General features: G+C 31.1%; 12 protein-coding genes. 8 read left to right on the top strand and 4 right to left on the bottom strand.

Annotation, left to right across the window (positions count from 1 at the left end):
- Position 1 precedes the first annotated feature (1 nt).
- The 7 genes from lnt (at position 2) to pnp (ending at position 9,339) form a co-directional block, all read left to right on the top strand.
- The gene (lnt, locus tag ACTTAY_RS00370) at positions 2–1,540 is read left to right on the top strand and encodes an apolipoprotein N-acyltransferase (protein WP_440671955.1); all 1,539 of its coding nucleotides are present in this window, start codon (positions 2–4) and stop codon (positions 1,538–1,540) included.
- A complete protein-coding gene (gene metK / locus ACTTAY_RS00375) occupies positions 1,533–2,702 on the top strand; it encodes a methionine adenosyltransferase (protein WP_440671956.1) in 1,170 nt (389 codons plus the stop codon). Before lnt ends, metK begins: the two co-directional genes overlap by 8 nt.
- 97 nt (positions 2,703–2,799) lie before the next feature.
- The gene (gene nusA, locus ACTTAY_RS00380; protein ID WP_440671957.1) at positions 2,800–4,353 is read left to right on the top strand and encodes a transcription termination factor NusA; all 1,554 of its coding nucleotides are present in this window, start codon (positions 2,800–2,802) and stop codon (positions 4,351–4,353) included.
- Positions 4,354–4,363: 10 nt separating this feature from the next.
- A complete protein-coding gene (gene infB / locus ACTTAY_RS00385; protein WP_440671958.1) occupies positions 4,364–6,580 on the top strand; it encodes a translation initiation factor IF-2 in 2,217 nt (738 codons plus the stop codon).
- Positions 6,580–6,948, top strand: coding sequence for a 30S ribosome-binding factor RbfA (gene rbfA, locus ACTTAY_RS00390; RefSeq protein WP_075485631.1), 369 nt, complete (start codon positions 6,580–6,582; stop codon positions 6,946–6,948). Before infB ends, rbfA begins: the two co-directional genes overlap by 1 nt.
- Positions 6,949–6,960: 12 nt before the next feature.
- Positions 6,961–7,209: a 30S ribosomal protein S15 gene (rpsO, locus tag ACTTAY_RS00395; RefSeq protein ID WP_075485648.1), complete on the top strand. Its 249-nt coding sequence runs from the start codon at positions 6,961–6,963 to the stop codon at positions 7,207–7,209.
- A 57-nt stretch (positions 7,210–7,266) separates the two neighbouring features.
- Positions 7,267–9,339 carry a polyribonucleotide nucleotidyltransferase gene (pnp, locus tag ACTTAY_RS00400; protein WP_440671959.1) on the top strand — a complete coding sequence of 691 codons (2,073 nt, stop codon included), beginning with the start codon at positions 7,267–7,269 and terminating at the stop codon, positions 9,337–9,339.
- A gap of 57 nt (positions 9,340–9,396) precedes the next feature.
- Here pnp and ACTTAY_RS00405 read toward each other — a convergent pair whose 3' ends face one another.
- Genes ACTTAY_RS00405 through fabA form a run of 4 tightly spaced genes read right to left on the bottom strand, consistent with a single transcriptional unit; the run spans position 9,397 to position 13,548 of the window.
- A complete protein-coding gene (locus tag ACTTAY_RS00405) occupies positions 9,397–11,040 on the bottom strand; it encodes a tetratricopeptide repeat-containing sulfotransferase family protein (protein WP_440671960.1) in 1,644 nt (547 codons plus the stop codon).
- Between the two features lie 7 nt (positions 11,041–11,047).
- On the bottom strand, positions 11,048–11,833 hold the full coding sequence (locus ACTTAY_RS00410; RefSeq protein ID WP_440671961.1) for an enoyl-ACP reductase FabI: 786 nt from the start codon (positions 11,831–11,833) through the stop codon (positions 11,048–11,050).
- Positions 11,834–11,836: 3 nt separating this feature from the next.
- Positions 11,837–13,048 carry a beta-ketoacyl-ACP synthase I gene (fabB, locus tag ACTTAY_RS00415; RefSeq protein ID WP_440671962.1) on the bottom strand — a complete coding sequence of 404 codons (1,212 nt, stop codon included), beginning with the start codon at positions 13,046–13,048 and terminating at the stop codon, positions 11,837–11,839.
- A complete protein-coding gene (fabA, locus tag ACTTAY_RS00420) occupies positions 13,048–13,548 on the bottom strand; it encodes a bifunctional 3-hydroxydecanoyl-ACP dehydratase/trans-2-decenoyl-ACP isomerase (protein ID WP_440671963.1) in 501 nt (166 codons plus the stop codon). The genes fabB and fabA overlap by 1 nt, the downstream gene beginning before the upstream one ends.
- Positions 13,549–13,642: 94 nt before the next feature.
- Between fabA and ACTTAY_RS00425 the strand changes: the two genes are divergently transcribed.
- Positions 13,643–14,071: a Fur family transcriptional regulator gene (locus ACTTAY_RS00425; RefSeq protein ID WP_440671964.1), complete on the top strand. Its 429-nt coding sequence runs from the start codon at positions 13,643–13,645 to the stop codon at positions 14,069–14,071.
- The last annotated feature ends 32 nt before the right edge of the window (positions 14,072–14,103 follow it).

A 14,103-nucleotide genomic window follows, 5' to 3' on the forward strand; every position in this document is an offset into this window, starting at 1 on the left:
ATTGAAAAAAAATTTATATATTGATATAGTTTATTTATTGTTTCTTGGAGCGGTAACTTCGTTAAGTTTACCACCTTTCAATTTATTAATAATTAATTTTCTATCCTTTAGCTTATTCTTTATTTTTTTGATAAAAAAAAAAGAGAGCAAACATAAGTTATTCTTTTTCTATGGCTGGTTATTTGGATTTGGATATTTTCTAACAAATATATATTGGATCTCTATTTCATTAACATTTGATGAAAATTTTAAATTTTTAATTCCATTTGCTATAATTTTAGTTCCTTTTTTTATTGCGTTATTTTACGGTTTTGTTTGTTATTTGTTTATTTTTTTTAAACCAAATAATACTTTGAGTTCAATTTTATTATTTTCTGTAATTTTTGGTTTTTTAGAATTCATTAGAGGTTCAATTTTATCAGGTTTTCCTTGGAACTTGATTGCATATAGTTTTTCAAATCATTTAGAAATTCTAAGCATAACATCTTTAATAGGCACATATTCTTTCAACTTATTTTGCATAACTTTGTTTCTAAGTCCTGCACTCTTCATTTTACGGAATGACAAAAAAGATTTAATTTTTAGCTTAATTTTACCTTCAATATTTTTATTATTTTATTTCTTTGGATATTCAAATAAGCAGGATTTTTACAATAGTGATTTTGAAAAACTTGATTATAAAATAAGATTAGTTGGTACTGATATTTCTTTAGATAGGTTTTATTCAGGAGAGGGGCCTTTATCAACTATAGAAGATCTTATAAATATTAGTTCACCAAATAAGAAAGAGAAAATAATTTTCATTTGGCCAGAGGGTATATTGCCTGGAATATCTCAGGATCAAATTCAAAGTTATGATTATTTATTTAATGAAAGTTTTAATGAAAATCACTTAATTATTTTAGGCATCAACAACAAATCAAAAGTTAATGATCAAGTTCAGTATTACAATTCTTTATCTGTTTATGATCATAATCTTAATTTATTAAATTATTATAATAAAATAAATCTTGTACCGTTTGGCGAATTTTTACCTATGGAAAATTTATTAAAAAATTTAGGCCTCAAATCTTTAACAAACAATTATCAATCCTACTCAAAAGGTAAAAAAAGGGAAATTATAGAGTTAAATCAAAATAATTTTTCAATAAAATTTTTACCATTAATTTGTTATGAGATAATTTATTCTGGAAAATTATATAAAAATCATGACTTTGATATAATAGTAAATATTTCAGAGGATGGATGGTTTGGTCAATCAATAGGACCAGAACAACACTTTGTTCACAGTATATTTCGAGCTATCGAAAGTGGAAAATATGTAATTAGATCAGCTAATAACGGAATAGCTGCGATAGTAAATCCTCTTGGTATCGTTGAAGAAAAAATTAACTTTAATGAAGTTGGATATATTGATTTTACGAAAATGAGAAAAATTCAATCAACAATCTTTTCTAAATATGGAAATAAAATTTTTGGTTTAATAATTTTATTGTATATTTTTTTAATATTTTCATTTAATAGAATTAAAAATGAGTAATTTAAAAAATTTCCTATTTACAAGTGAGTCAGTTTCAGAGGGACATCCAGATAAAGTTTCAGATAGAATTTCTGATATGGTTGTTGATAGTTACATTTCTGGAGATCCTTATTCAAGAGTTGCTTGTGAAACTTTAACGACAACAAACAAAGTTGTACTTGCAGGTGAAGTAAGGGGACCTGAGATTAAAAAAGATGATTTAATCGAAAAAGTAAGGAATTGCATAAAAGATATTGGATATGATCAGGAAGGATTTACCTGGAAAGAAGCAACAAAAATAGAAAGTCATTTGCATTCTCAATCTGCTGATATTGCAATGGGTGTGGACTCATCTGGAAACAAAGATGAAGGTGCTGGAGATCAAGGTATTATGTTTGGTTATGCATGTAATGAAACAGATGTATTTATGCCCGCACCAATTCATTATTCGCATAAAATTTTAAGACTTATGGCTGAGGATAGAAAATCTGGTAAATTAAAAAATATCGAACCAGATTCAAAAAGCCAAGTTACATTCGAATATGTTGATGGTAAACCGACTAAAGTAAAATCTGTTGTCATATCATCTCAACATTCTTCTGATGTTAATCAAGCTCAGGTAAGAGAATTATTAAGACCGTATATGTTAAAATCAATTCCAGAAAAATTTCTTAAAGATTTTAATGAGGAAGAGTTTTATGTAAACCCAACTGGTAATTTTGTAATAGGTGGTCCAGATGGCGATTGTGGTTTAACAGGAAGAAAAATTATTGTTGATACCTATGGTGGAGCAGCACCCCATGGAGGAGGAGCATTTTCAGGTAAGGATCCTACAAAAGTAGATAGATCTGCTGCTTATGCGGCAAGATATATTGCTAAAAATGTTGTTGCTTCAAAAATAGCATATAAATGTTTGATACAGTTAGCTTATGCAATCGGAGTTTCAAAACCTTTATCAATTTACGTTGATTTATTTGATAATGATTTAGATAAAAACAAATTTGTTGTTGAAAAAATTAATGAAAATTTTGATCTCAGTCCTAGAGGAATTAGAGAGATGTTAAACCTTAATAGACCTATATATGAAAAAACAGCAGCCTATGGTCACTTTGGTAGAACTCCAGGAGATGATGGATCATTTTCGTGGGAAAAAACTGATAAAATCAACGTTTTTTCTAAATAGTTTCAGTTGAATTAAAAAAAAACTTTACTATATTGCCCTTACATTGTTGAATTATCAAAATGGGCTCTGGCCCATTTTTTTTTGGAGCAGATAAAAAATGTTAAATAGAAGAGCAGATAAATTAGAATTATTAAGAATTGCTGAAGCAGTAGCTTTGGAAAAATCGATAGATAAAGAACTTATAATTAGTTCTATGGAAACAGGAATAGCTAAAGCAGCTAAATCTAAGTTTGGTCAAGAAAATGAAATTAAAGTTTCAATCAATAGAGATAATGGAGATATAGAATTGTTCAGAAAACTTGTTATTTCTGAAAATCCTGAAAATGCAAATACAGAAATAAAATTAGAGGATGCGATAAATCTTAATGAAAATAATAAAGATAAATCAATCGGTGATGAAGTTCTTCAGCCATTACCATCTTTTGATTTCGGTAGAATAGCTGCTCAAACTGCAAAACAGGTAATAAGCTTTAATGTTAGAGAAGCAGAGAGAGAAAGACAATTTAATGACTTTATTGATAAAAAAGATACAATTTTAAGTGGTATTGTTAAGAGATTAGAATTTGGAAGTGTTATTGTTGATCTAGGTAGAACAGAAGCAATCATTCAAAAAAATGAATTAATTCCTAGAGAAAATATCAAAGCTGGTGATAGAGTAAAAGCTTATTGTTATGATGTAAGAAGAGAGCCAAGAGGCCAACAAATCTTCTTGTCTAGAGCTCATCCAAAATTTATGGAGAAACTTTTTGTTCAAGAAGTGCCAGAAATATATGATGGATTAATCGAAATTAAATCTTCTTCAAGAGATCCTGGAAGTAGAGCAAAGATTTGTGTTAAAGCAGTAGATACATCATTAGATCCTGTTGGAGCTTGTGTTGGTATGAGAGGTTCTAGAGTTCAGGCAGTTGTAAATGAACTTCAAGGAGAAAAAATTGATATTGTGAATTGGTCAGAGGATGCTGCAATATTAGTATCAAATGCTTTGTCGCCTGCAGAAGTTCAAAGAGTTAATGTTGATGCAGAAAGAAAAAAACTAGATGTGATTTTAACTGAAGAAAATTTGAGTAAAGCGATTGGTCGAAGGGGTCAAAATGTAAGATTGGCAACTAAATTGTTAAATTATGAAATTAATATTATGACTGATGCAGAAGACTCCGAGAGAAGACAATTAGAATTTAAAGAAAAGACAGATAACTTTGTTAAAAACTTAGAATTAGATGAAACTTTAGGTCAGTTATTAGTTGCCGAAGGTTTTTCAACAATAGACGATATTAAAGATAGTTTGCCAGAAAACTTAACTAAAATAGAAGGAATTGAGGAAGAAACAGCAATTGCGTTAATTGATAGAGCGAAAGAGTTTCATCAAAAAGATCAAGAAGATATATCGGAAAGAATTAAAGAGCTTGGTTTACAAGATGCTCTTATAAACCTTAAAGGTCTTACTCCAGGAATGCTAGTTACATTGGGTGAACAGAAAATATTAACATTAGAAGATTTTGCAGATCTTGCATCTGATGAACTTACTGGCGGCTACGATGTAGTTAAAGGAGAGAGGGTTAAAATTCAAGGTTATCTAGAGGATTTTGCTTTATCTAAAGAAGAGGCAGATGAATTAATTATGTCTGCTAGAAATATAATTTATAAAGATTGAGAGATGAGCAATGGAGAAAAAAACAAAATTAACAATATCCGGCTCTGCAAAGAAATCTATAAGAAATATTGAGATAGCTAAAACTCAAGGAAAAAATTCTAGAGTAATCGAAAAACAAGGCGGTAAATTCACTAATAGGGGTGGATCGTTTAGACCTGGTGTGGGAAAACCAAAATCTACTACTTCATTTAATAGAGGTGCACCATTAAAACCGTCTTTTGCACCAAAATCTCCTCCAATTACAAGCGATTTTGAAAGAAGAAAACTGGCAGAGCAAAGAGCCACTAAAAGACTTAAGGGAGATAGTGAAAAAGATAAAAAAACATTAAAAGCTGGAACAAAAAAAAGAGAATTAAAATTAACTGTTTCAAGAGCATTAAGCGATGAAATAGAAGCAAGAGAAAGAAGTTTAGCATCAGTTAAAAGAGCTAGACAAAAAGAAATGAAAAACTCTTCTAAAGAAGAGACGCAAGAAAATTCGAAACCAGTAAAAAGAGACATCAATATCCCAGAAGCAATAACTGTTAGAGAGCTAGCTAATAGAATGGCAGAGCAATCTAGTAATGTAATTAAATATTTATTTGGAATGGGAGTAACTGTAACAATCAATCAAACTTTAGCTGCTGACACAGCTGAATTTTTAGTTAAAGAATTTGGACATAATCCAATAAGAGAAGAAAAAGCAGAAGAAATTATTAAAAAAATAAAGGCTACTAGAGTAGAAAATTTAAAAAATAGACCACCTATTGTTACGGTTATGGGCCATGTTGATCATGGTAAAACTTCTGTTTTAGATGTTTTAAGAAGTGCTAATGTAGTTTCAGGTGAGTTTGGTGGAATTACTCAGCATATCGGAGCATATCAAATTGAAAGTCAAAATAATAAATTAACTTTTATAGACACTCCTGGTCACGCAGCTTTTACTGAAATGAGAGCTAGAGGATCAAAATTAACTGATGTAGTAGTTTTGGTTGTTGCAGCTGATGATGGAGTAAAGCCACAAACAGTCGAGTCTATAAAACATGCAAAAGCTGCTAATGTTCCAATTGTAGTTGCGATAAATAAGTGTGATCTTCCTGAAGCTGATCCACAGAAAATTAAAAATCAATTACTTGAACATGAGTTAATAGCTGAAGATTTATCTGGTGATACTTTAATGGTTGAGGTCTCTACAAAAACTAAACAAAACTTAGATAAGTTAGTTGAGTCTATAATTTTACAAGCTGAAATTTTAGATCTTAAGACTGATTATGAATCTAAAGCTACAGGAATCGTTTTAGAATCAAAAATAGATGTCGGGAGAGGACCGGTTGCAAATATTATTGTAACAACAGGTACTCTCAAAAAAGGTGACTTTTTTGTAAGTGGTTTAAAATGGGGGAAAGTTAGAGCAATAATTAATGATAAAGGTCAAAATATTAGCGAGGCTCCACCATCAACTCCTGTAGAAGTTTTGGGTATAAATGGTGCCGCTAAAGCTGGAGATGATTTTATTGTTTTAGACACCGAAAAAGAAGCTAAAACTTTGAGTGAAAATAGAGCTCAAGAGAGCAAAGATGGAAAAAACCCATTAACCTTTGCAACACAAGATTCTGCTTTTTCGGATAAATCTTCTGAGGAATTAAATTTAATTATTAAATCCGATGTACAAGGATCATCAGAGGCTATCAAAAATGCAATTGCTCAAATTAAACATGAAGAAGTGAAACCAAAAATAATTTTAGCAGACATTGGAATGGTAACCGAGACTGATGTTACATTGGCCAAAGCATCTAATGCTGTTCTTATAGCCTTTAATGTAAAACCAAGTAAAGAGGCTAAAAAACTTGCTGAAAATGAAAAAATAAAAATCTCTTCTTACAATATTATTTATGAGGTGTTGGACTATGTTAAACAAAAAATGTCTGGACTATTATCTCCTGATGTTCAAGAAACAATTACTGGAACAGCACAAATTCTTGAGATATTCAAAGTTTCAGGTGCTGGAAAAGTTGCAGGCTCAAAAATTACAGAAGGTGAAATAAATAGTAATTCTGATGTAAGAATTATTAGAGACGGCGCAATAATTTACACAGGGAAAGTTTCAACAATTTTCAGAGAGAAAAACCAAGTAAAACAGGTTAGTGATGGTCAAGAATGTGGAATTACTGTTAAAGATTATATGGATTTCCAAAAAAACGACACAATAGAGGCATTTAGTGTTACATCTACAGAGAGATCGATTTAATGGCTGATAGAATAGGAAAACCAGTATCGCAAAGACAGCTTAGGGTCGGAGAGATGATTAAGCAGTCTTTAAGCATGATTTTTATAAGAAATGAGGCTAAGGTGCCGAATTTAGAAACAAATACTATAACAGTTACAGAAGTTAGAATGAGTCCCGATTTAAAAATTGCTAAAGCATATGTTCTTCCATTGGGAGGAAAAGATGCTGAGGAAACAATTAATGTTTTGAAAGAATACTCATTTTTAATAAGAAAAATTTTATCACAAAAAGTGGTTATGAAATTTTTACCAAAATTACTTTTTAGAAAAGACGAGTCTTTTGAGTATGCGGAAAAAATAGAAAACTTAATAAAACAAACAAATAAATAGGAAGAAAGAGGCATGAATAAAAAGGCACAAGAATTAGCAATGCATGATAAAGATACCGGATCTTCAGAAATCCAAATCGCTTTGCTAACAGAGAAAATTGAAACTCTCTCTAAGCATATTAAGCAATTCAAGAAGGATAAACATTCATCTGTTGGATTGTTGAGAGCGGTAAATAGAAGAAAGAAATTGTTAGAATACCTAAAGAAAAACAAAATGGATTCTTACAAAAATGTACTGTCGAAATTGAATTTAAGAAAATAGAAGTCAAGATAGATAGAATGGAATGGAACGAAACGAACGAAACGAAATGGAAATGAAATGTTTAAAGTATACAAGAAGGAAATTGAAGTAGCGGGAAAAAAGATAAGTTTAGAAACAGGTAAAGTAGCAAGACAGGCAGACGGTGCAATAATCGCAACATGTGGAGAGACAGTCGTACTAGCAACAGTAGTAGGAGCAAAAAAAGTAAATCCTGATATGGATTACTTTCCATTATCTGTAAATTACCAAGAGAAATATTATGCAGCTGGAAAAATTCCAGGTGGATATTTTAAAAGAGAAGCAAGACCAACTGAGAGTGAAACATTAATCTCTAGATTAATTGATAGACCAATCAGACCTTTGTTTCCTGATGAGTTTAAAAATGAAGTACAATTATTACCAACTGTAATTTCATATGACAAAGAAAACGAACCAGATATTTTATCAATTACTGCTTCATCGGCAGCATTAGCTATATCAGGAATGCCATTTATGGGTCCCGTTGGAGCTTCGAGAGTTGGATTTATTGATGGAAAATATGTTTTAAACCCATCTAAAGCAGAATTAGAAAAATCGAAATTAGATTTAGTTGTAGCAGGTACAAAGGATGCTGTGCTTATGGTTGAATCAGAAGCAAGCGGTTTAACTGAAGAAGAAATGTTAAATGCAGTTAAATTTGGTCATGAAGGCTTTGTTCCAGTGATTGAAATGATTGAGGAGCTTGCAAAAGAATGTAGAAAACCTGAATGGACAGTTGAGAGAAAAGATTTATCTGAAGTTAAGAAAAAACTTGAGGAAACTTTTACTGAAGATCTTAAAAAAGCTTTTGCTACAAGAGATAAACAAGATAGATCAAATCAAATTTCCGAAATTACTGATAAAGCTAAAAAACTTTATGAGGAAGATGAAAACTATACAGATCTTGATGTTAACAGTCAGCTAAAAAGCTTAGAAAAATCAATTGTTAGAACTGATATTCTAAAAAATAAAAATAGAATTGATGGAAGAGGTTTATCTGATGTAAGACCTATCGAGTGTGAAGTGGGTATTTTACCTAGAGCTCATGGTTCTGCATTATTTACTAGAGGAGAAACCCAAGCAATTGTTGTAGCAACTCTAGGAACTTCTGATGACGAACAAAGAATTGAAAGTTTAGATGGGCTTCAGAGAGAACGATTTATGCTTCACTATAATTTTCCTCCTTTTTCTGTTGGAGAAACTGGAAGAATTGGAACTGGTAGAAGAGAAATCGGACATGGTAAATTAGCTTGGAGAGCGATTAACTCTTCATTACCAACAAAAGAGGCATTTCCATATACTTTTAGAGTAGTTTCAGAAATAACTGAGTCTAATGGTTCTTCTTCTATGGCTACTGTTTGCGGAACGTCTTTAGCGTTAATGGACGCGGGAGTGCCAATTAAGGAGCCAGTTGCAGGTATTGCAATGGGTTTAATTAAAGAAGGTGATGACTTTAGTGTCTTATCAGACATTTTAGGTGATGAAGATCACCTAGGGGATATGGATTTTAAAGTTGCTGGAACTAAAGATGGAATTACTTCTCTTCAAATGGATATCAAAATTACAGGTATTACATTTGAAATCATGGAGCAAGCATTAAGCCAAGCTAAAGATGGAAGAGTTCATATCTTAGGAGAAATGAATAAAGCATTATCAGCTTCAAGATCTGATGTTGGAAAACACACTCCAAAAATGGAACAAGTTAATGTTGATAAAAAAGACATTGCTGCTGTCATTGGAAAAGGTGGTGCAACAATCAGAGAGATAGTTGAAAAATCAGGTGCGAAAGTAGATGTTAATGACGAAGGTGTGGTAACAGTTGCTGCTCCAGATGAAGAATCTAGAAACATCGCAATGCAGATGATTAAAGACATAACTGCAAAAGCTGAACTTAATAAAATTTATTCAGGTAAAGTAATGAAGATTATGGAATTTGGCGCATTTGTTAATTTCTTAGGAAAACAAGACGGACTTGTTCATATCTCAGAACTTGCAGATAAAAGAGTTGCTAAAGTAACTGATGTTGTCAAAGAAGGTGATGAGGTAAAAGTTAAAGTGATTGGCTTTGATAGAGGTAAAGTTAAACTTTCTATGAAACAAGCAGCTGAATAACTAACAATTTAAATTAAAATTTAAAAACTCCTAGGATGAAAGTTCTGGGGGTTTTTTTTATTTTGTATCTAAATTATCAAGTACTCCATCTAGGAATGGTTTATATTTTTTCCATTTCTGAGAGCTACCTTTAAAAATTTTATTTCTAATTTGAATATTTGAAGCTGTTGAAACACTTCTCTCATTTTTTTCTGGTGATAGACAACTTTCTTCCCAGCTTAGTTCTAGATATTTAATTAATTTTTTAATTTCATCTTCTTGATTAATTGTCAGTGCCTCATAATCAACTTCGTAAATTTTGTTTTTAAGCGCCTTGTTCCAAAATTCCATTAGTTCGTTGTAGAGTTTGTAGTATACAACAATATCCTCAAGTGAATAACTGTACCCAAGATTTTTTGATTTAAACCATTGCTTATAATTCGCCCAACATACTGCTGCTGGGTCTCTTTTCACATGTAATATTTTGGCCTCAGGAAAACAAGTTGCAATTAAACCAGTGTATAAAAAGTTTTGTGGCGTTTTGTCAGTAACTATTAAATTTTTTTCCCTAAGATATTCAAGTTTTTCTAGATAGTCATTTCTAAATTTTGTTAAAGACTCTTCGCTAGATTCTAATAGACCGGTTGTGACTGGATAGCCAAATTGCAAAACAAAGGGTAATTCTCCCAATCCTGTTACCATTGAATGCGATGAAATAATTTGCTCTACTAAAGTTGTTCCCGAGCGAGGCATTCCAATTATAAATATGGGTGTCAACGCATTTTTATTTTCAAAATTTTTTGGGGTGTTTTGTGAATTTTTTTTAAAATATAATTTAATTTGATTAAATAATTCTATATCATTTTTAATATTATATTTAAGTAGTTTTTTTTTAATTTTGTTACCCTCTGTGAAATGCTGAAATGCTTTTTCAAAATTTTCTAAATCTTCATAAATTTTAGCTAAAGCAAAATTAATATGACAACGCTGTTCACCTAAAATATTTTTATCTAAATAAATTTTTTGTATTTGTTGAAAGTGTTGATCATAGCTATCAAATTTTTTTATTAATGAAAGTTGTCTATGAGCATTAGTTAAACCAGGATTAATTAATATTGCTTTTTCATACATAGTTTGTGCGTCATTTAATTTTCCCTGTTGTTCAAGATTAGTTCCTAAATTATTATACGCTTCTTCAAAATCAGGATTCAAAGCTATAGCTTTTTTGTAATATATTTCAGCTTCATTTAATTTGTTCAAGTTATCTAAGACTGTTCCAAGATTATTGTATGCTTCTGCAAAATTTGGCTTTAAATGTATTGCTTTTCTATAATACCTCTCAGCTTCTTCTAATTTATAATTATTTTTTGAAACAATGCCTAAATTGTAATAAGCCTGAAATAAGTCTGGTTTAAAAGATATAGCTTTCTTGTAACTTTCTTCTGCTTTAGAAAATTTTTTTAGCTCTCTATATGTATTACCTAAATTATAGTGTGCTAAAGCATCTTGAGGTGTTATCTCTACTAATTTTTCACTTGCAGTTAATGACTCAGATATTTTTCCTACTTTTTTAAGAACAATAGAAAGAATCTTCCAGGCAAAATCATGGTTTGGAAATTTTTTAGTAAGATATAAAGCATATTCCTCAGCTTTTACATAATTATTTGCTTGATATTGTTTTAAGAGTGTTTCGATTTGATTTTTTGATGGAGCTTTAGGCAATTTTATTTCATGAGATATTCTTAGGATCTGGCATCCCTACTTTGTTATATCCAGCATCTACATAGTGAATTTCACCAGTAACACCATTTGCAAGTTCACTTAATAGATATAATGCTGAATTTCCAACATCATGGATATCTACGTTTCTTTTAAGGAATGAATGGTCTTCATTCCATTTATATAAGAATTTAGCGTCTCCAATAGCAGAGGCTGCTAATGTTTTAATAGGTCCTGCACTAATTGCATTAACTCTTATACCTTTAGCACCCAAATCTCTTGCTAAATATTTAACACTAGATTCTAAAGCAGCTTTACATACACCCATTACATTGTAATTTGGAATAGCCTTGTTTGCTTCATAGCTTAAGGTGATTAAACTTCCACCTTCTTTCATTACTTTAGATGTTTCTTTTGCAACTTCAGTGAATGAGAAACATGAAATCAACATACTTCTTAAAAAGTTTTCTCTAGTCGTATTTAAATATTCACCTGATAACTCTGATTTATCAGAGAAAGCAACTGCATGAACTACAAAATCAATTTCACCCCATTGGGATTTAATATCTTCAAATAATTTTACAACCTCTTCTTTTTTTTCAACATCACAACTAAATGTAACGTTTGAATTTAATTTTTCTGCTAAAGGAACTACTCTTTTTTTCAAAGCATCGCCTAAATATGTAAATGCTAGTTCTGCCCCTGCTTCAGCAAGTTTTTGAGATATACCCCAGGCAATAGATCTTTCATTTGCAACACCCATGATTAATCCCTTTTTGCCTTTCATTAAACTCATAAATTAAACCTTTTCAAAAATTAAAGCTGCATTAGTTCCACCAAAACCAAAGCTATTTGACATTACTGTATTTAAAGTTGCTCCCGTTTCAGTTTTTGAAACTATGGGAAATTTCTTAGTTTCTTCATCCATCTCACTTATGTTTGCAGAGCCAGCTATGAAATTATTCTTCATCATTATCAAACAGTAAATTGCTTCATGAACTGAAGCCGCACCAAGTGGATGTCCCGATAAAGATTTTGTCGAACTAATCTTTGGGATATTGTCTCCAAAAGTATTTTTAACTGCATTTAGTTCCGTGATATCTCCAACTGGAGTGGAAGTTCCATGAGTATTGATATAATCAATTTTATTTTTAGCAGTAGACATTGCCATTTGCATACATCTGACAGCACCTTCTCCTGATGGAGCTACCATATCGTATCCATCTGAAGTTGCACCATAACCAGTTAATTCTGCGTATATTTTAGCACCTCTTGCTTTAGCGTGTTCATATTCCTCTAGCACTAACACACCTGCACCACCTGCAATTACAAAACCATCTCTGGTTTTGTCATATGCTCTTGATGCTGTTTCGGGAGCATCATTATATTTTGATGATAAAGCAGTCATCGCATCAAACATTGCCGTCATAGCCCAATGAACTTCTTCACTTCCACCTGCAAAAACAACATCTTGTTTTCCCATTTGAATTAATTCCATTGAGTTACCAATACAGTGGCCGCTTGTTGCGCATGCAGAACTCATTGTGTAGTTGGTTCCTTTAATTTTAAATGGAACAGCAAGTGTTGCAGAAGCTGTACTTGCCATTGTTCTTGGAACAATGAACGGTCCCATTAATTTTGGAGTTTTTGCCCTCGTTTTATCCGCAGCCAAAATAACATTTTCAATTGATGGACCACCAGAACCCATAACGATTCCAGTTTTAAAATTGCTAACTTCATTTTCTTCTAATCCAGAATCCTCAATAGCTTCTTTCATTGCAATATAATTATAAGCTGAACCTGAACCCATAAATCTAATTGTTTTTCGATCGATATGATCTTCTAATTTTATATTTGGTTTGCCATGAACATGACTTTTAAGATTATGTTCTTTATATTCCTCAGCATAAGAAATTCCTGATTTTGAATTAATTAATGATTGATGAACTTCCTCTTGGTTGTTTCCCAAACAAGAGACAATTCCTAATCCTGTAATTACTACTCTTCTCATTATTTAAATAACCCCACTTTCAAACTTTCTGCTGAATATATTTTTTTGTTATCAGCAAGTACAATTCCATTGGCAAGACCAACAGTTGTTCCACCTGGCGACATAATTTTTTTCATATCTATTTCGTACCTTACATTTTTAACATTTTGTAAAACTTCACCAGTAAATTTTACAGTACCAACTCCTAAAGCTCTACCTTTGCCAGGATTTCCTAACCAGCCCAGAAAAAATCCAACTAGTTGCCACATAGCATCTAAACCTAGACACCCAGGCATGACTGGATCCTCTTTAAAATGACAATCAAAAAACCATAGATCGTTTTTTATATCTAATTCAGCCTTTAAAGAGCCTTTATTGAAAGCTCCATTATTCTCGTTAATTTCAGTTATTCTATCAAACATCAACATTGGAGGAAGTGGTAATTTTGCATTACCTGGTCCAAAAAGATCACCATTTCCACAACTTATTAGATCGTCATATGAGTAGGAATTTTTTTTCATATTTTTTGAGAAACCTTATTACTTGATTTAATGCCAATATAATATAATAAAACTGTATATTTTTATTCATACATTAGAATAATTATAAAATACAATGGTAAAAAACTGTAATTTTGTTGAAAAATTAAGAGATTTAGGACTTAGACCCACTAAACAAAGGGTTAAAATGTGTGAAGTTCTATTTAATAGAGAAAAAACTTTTCATTTTACAATCAATGATCTCGTAAAAATGATTTCCGAGGAGATGAATGAAAAAATTTCTTTAGCAACAGTTTACAACACTGTTCATGCATTTCAGAAAAAAGGTTATTTAAAAGAAATTTCGATTAACAGCGATAAAAGTTATTTTGATACAAACACTTCTGTTCATCATCATTTTTATGATGAAGATACTCATCAGCTAATAGATTGTGGTGAAAATGATATAGACCCAGTAAATATTAAAAAAAATATTACAGGAAAAAAAATAAATTCAGTTGAAGTTTTGGTTAAAGTTGCGAGTGATAATCAAACTCAAAAATAATTCAATTAAATCAATTGTATAATATCTAGATT

Origin of the sequence: Candidatus Pelagibacter sp. HIMB1715, assembly GCF_052047595.1 — a bacterium.
In the GTDB taxonomy this organism is placed as follows: Bacteria; Pseudomonadota; Alphaproteobacteria; order Pelagibacterales; family Pelagibacteraceae; genus Pelagibacter.

Excerpts from the sequence above, each read along its gene's own strand:
- metK (WP_440671956.1), top strand. The coding sequence starts at position 1,533 with ATGAGTAATTTAAAAAATTTCCTATTTACAAGTGAGTCAGTTTCAGAG.
- nusA (WP_440671957.1), top strand. The coding sequence starts at position 2,800 with ATGTTAAATAGAAGAGCAGATAAATTAGAATTATTAAGAATTGCTGAA.
- infB (WP_440671958.1), top strand. The coding sequence starts at position 4,364 with ATGGAGAAAAAAACAAAATTAACAATATCCGGCTCTGCAAAGAAATCT.
- rbfA (WP_075485631.1), top strand. The coding sequence starts at position 6,580 with ATGGCTGATAGAATAGGAAAACCAGTATCGCAAAGACAGCTTAGGGTC.
- rpsO (WP_075485648.1), top strand. The coding sequence starts at position 6,961 with ATGAATAAAAAGGCACAAGAATTAGCAATGCATGATAAAGATACCGGA.
- pnp (WP_440671959.1), top strand. The coding sequence starts at position 7,267 with ATGTTTAAAGTATACAAGAAGGAAATTGAAGTAGCGGGAAAAAAGATA.
- ACTTAY_RS00410 (WP_440671961.1), bottom strand. The coding sequence starts at position 11,833 with ATGAGTTTAATGAAAGGCAAAAAGGGATTAATCATGGGTGTTGCAAAT.
- fabB (WP_440671962.1), bottom strand. The coding sequence starts at position 13,048 with ATGAGAAGAGTAGTAATTACAGGATTAGGAATTGTCTCTTGTTTGGGA.
- fabA (WP_440671963.1), bottom strand. The coding sequence starts at position 13,548 with ATGAAAAAAAATTCCTACTCATATGACGATCTAATAAGTTGTGGAAAT.
- ACTTAY_RS00425 (WP_440671964.1), top strand. The coding sequence starts at position 13,643 with ATGGTAAAAAACTGTAATTTTGTTGAAAAATTAAGAGATTTAGGACTT.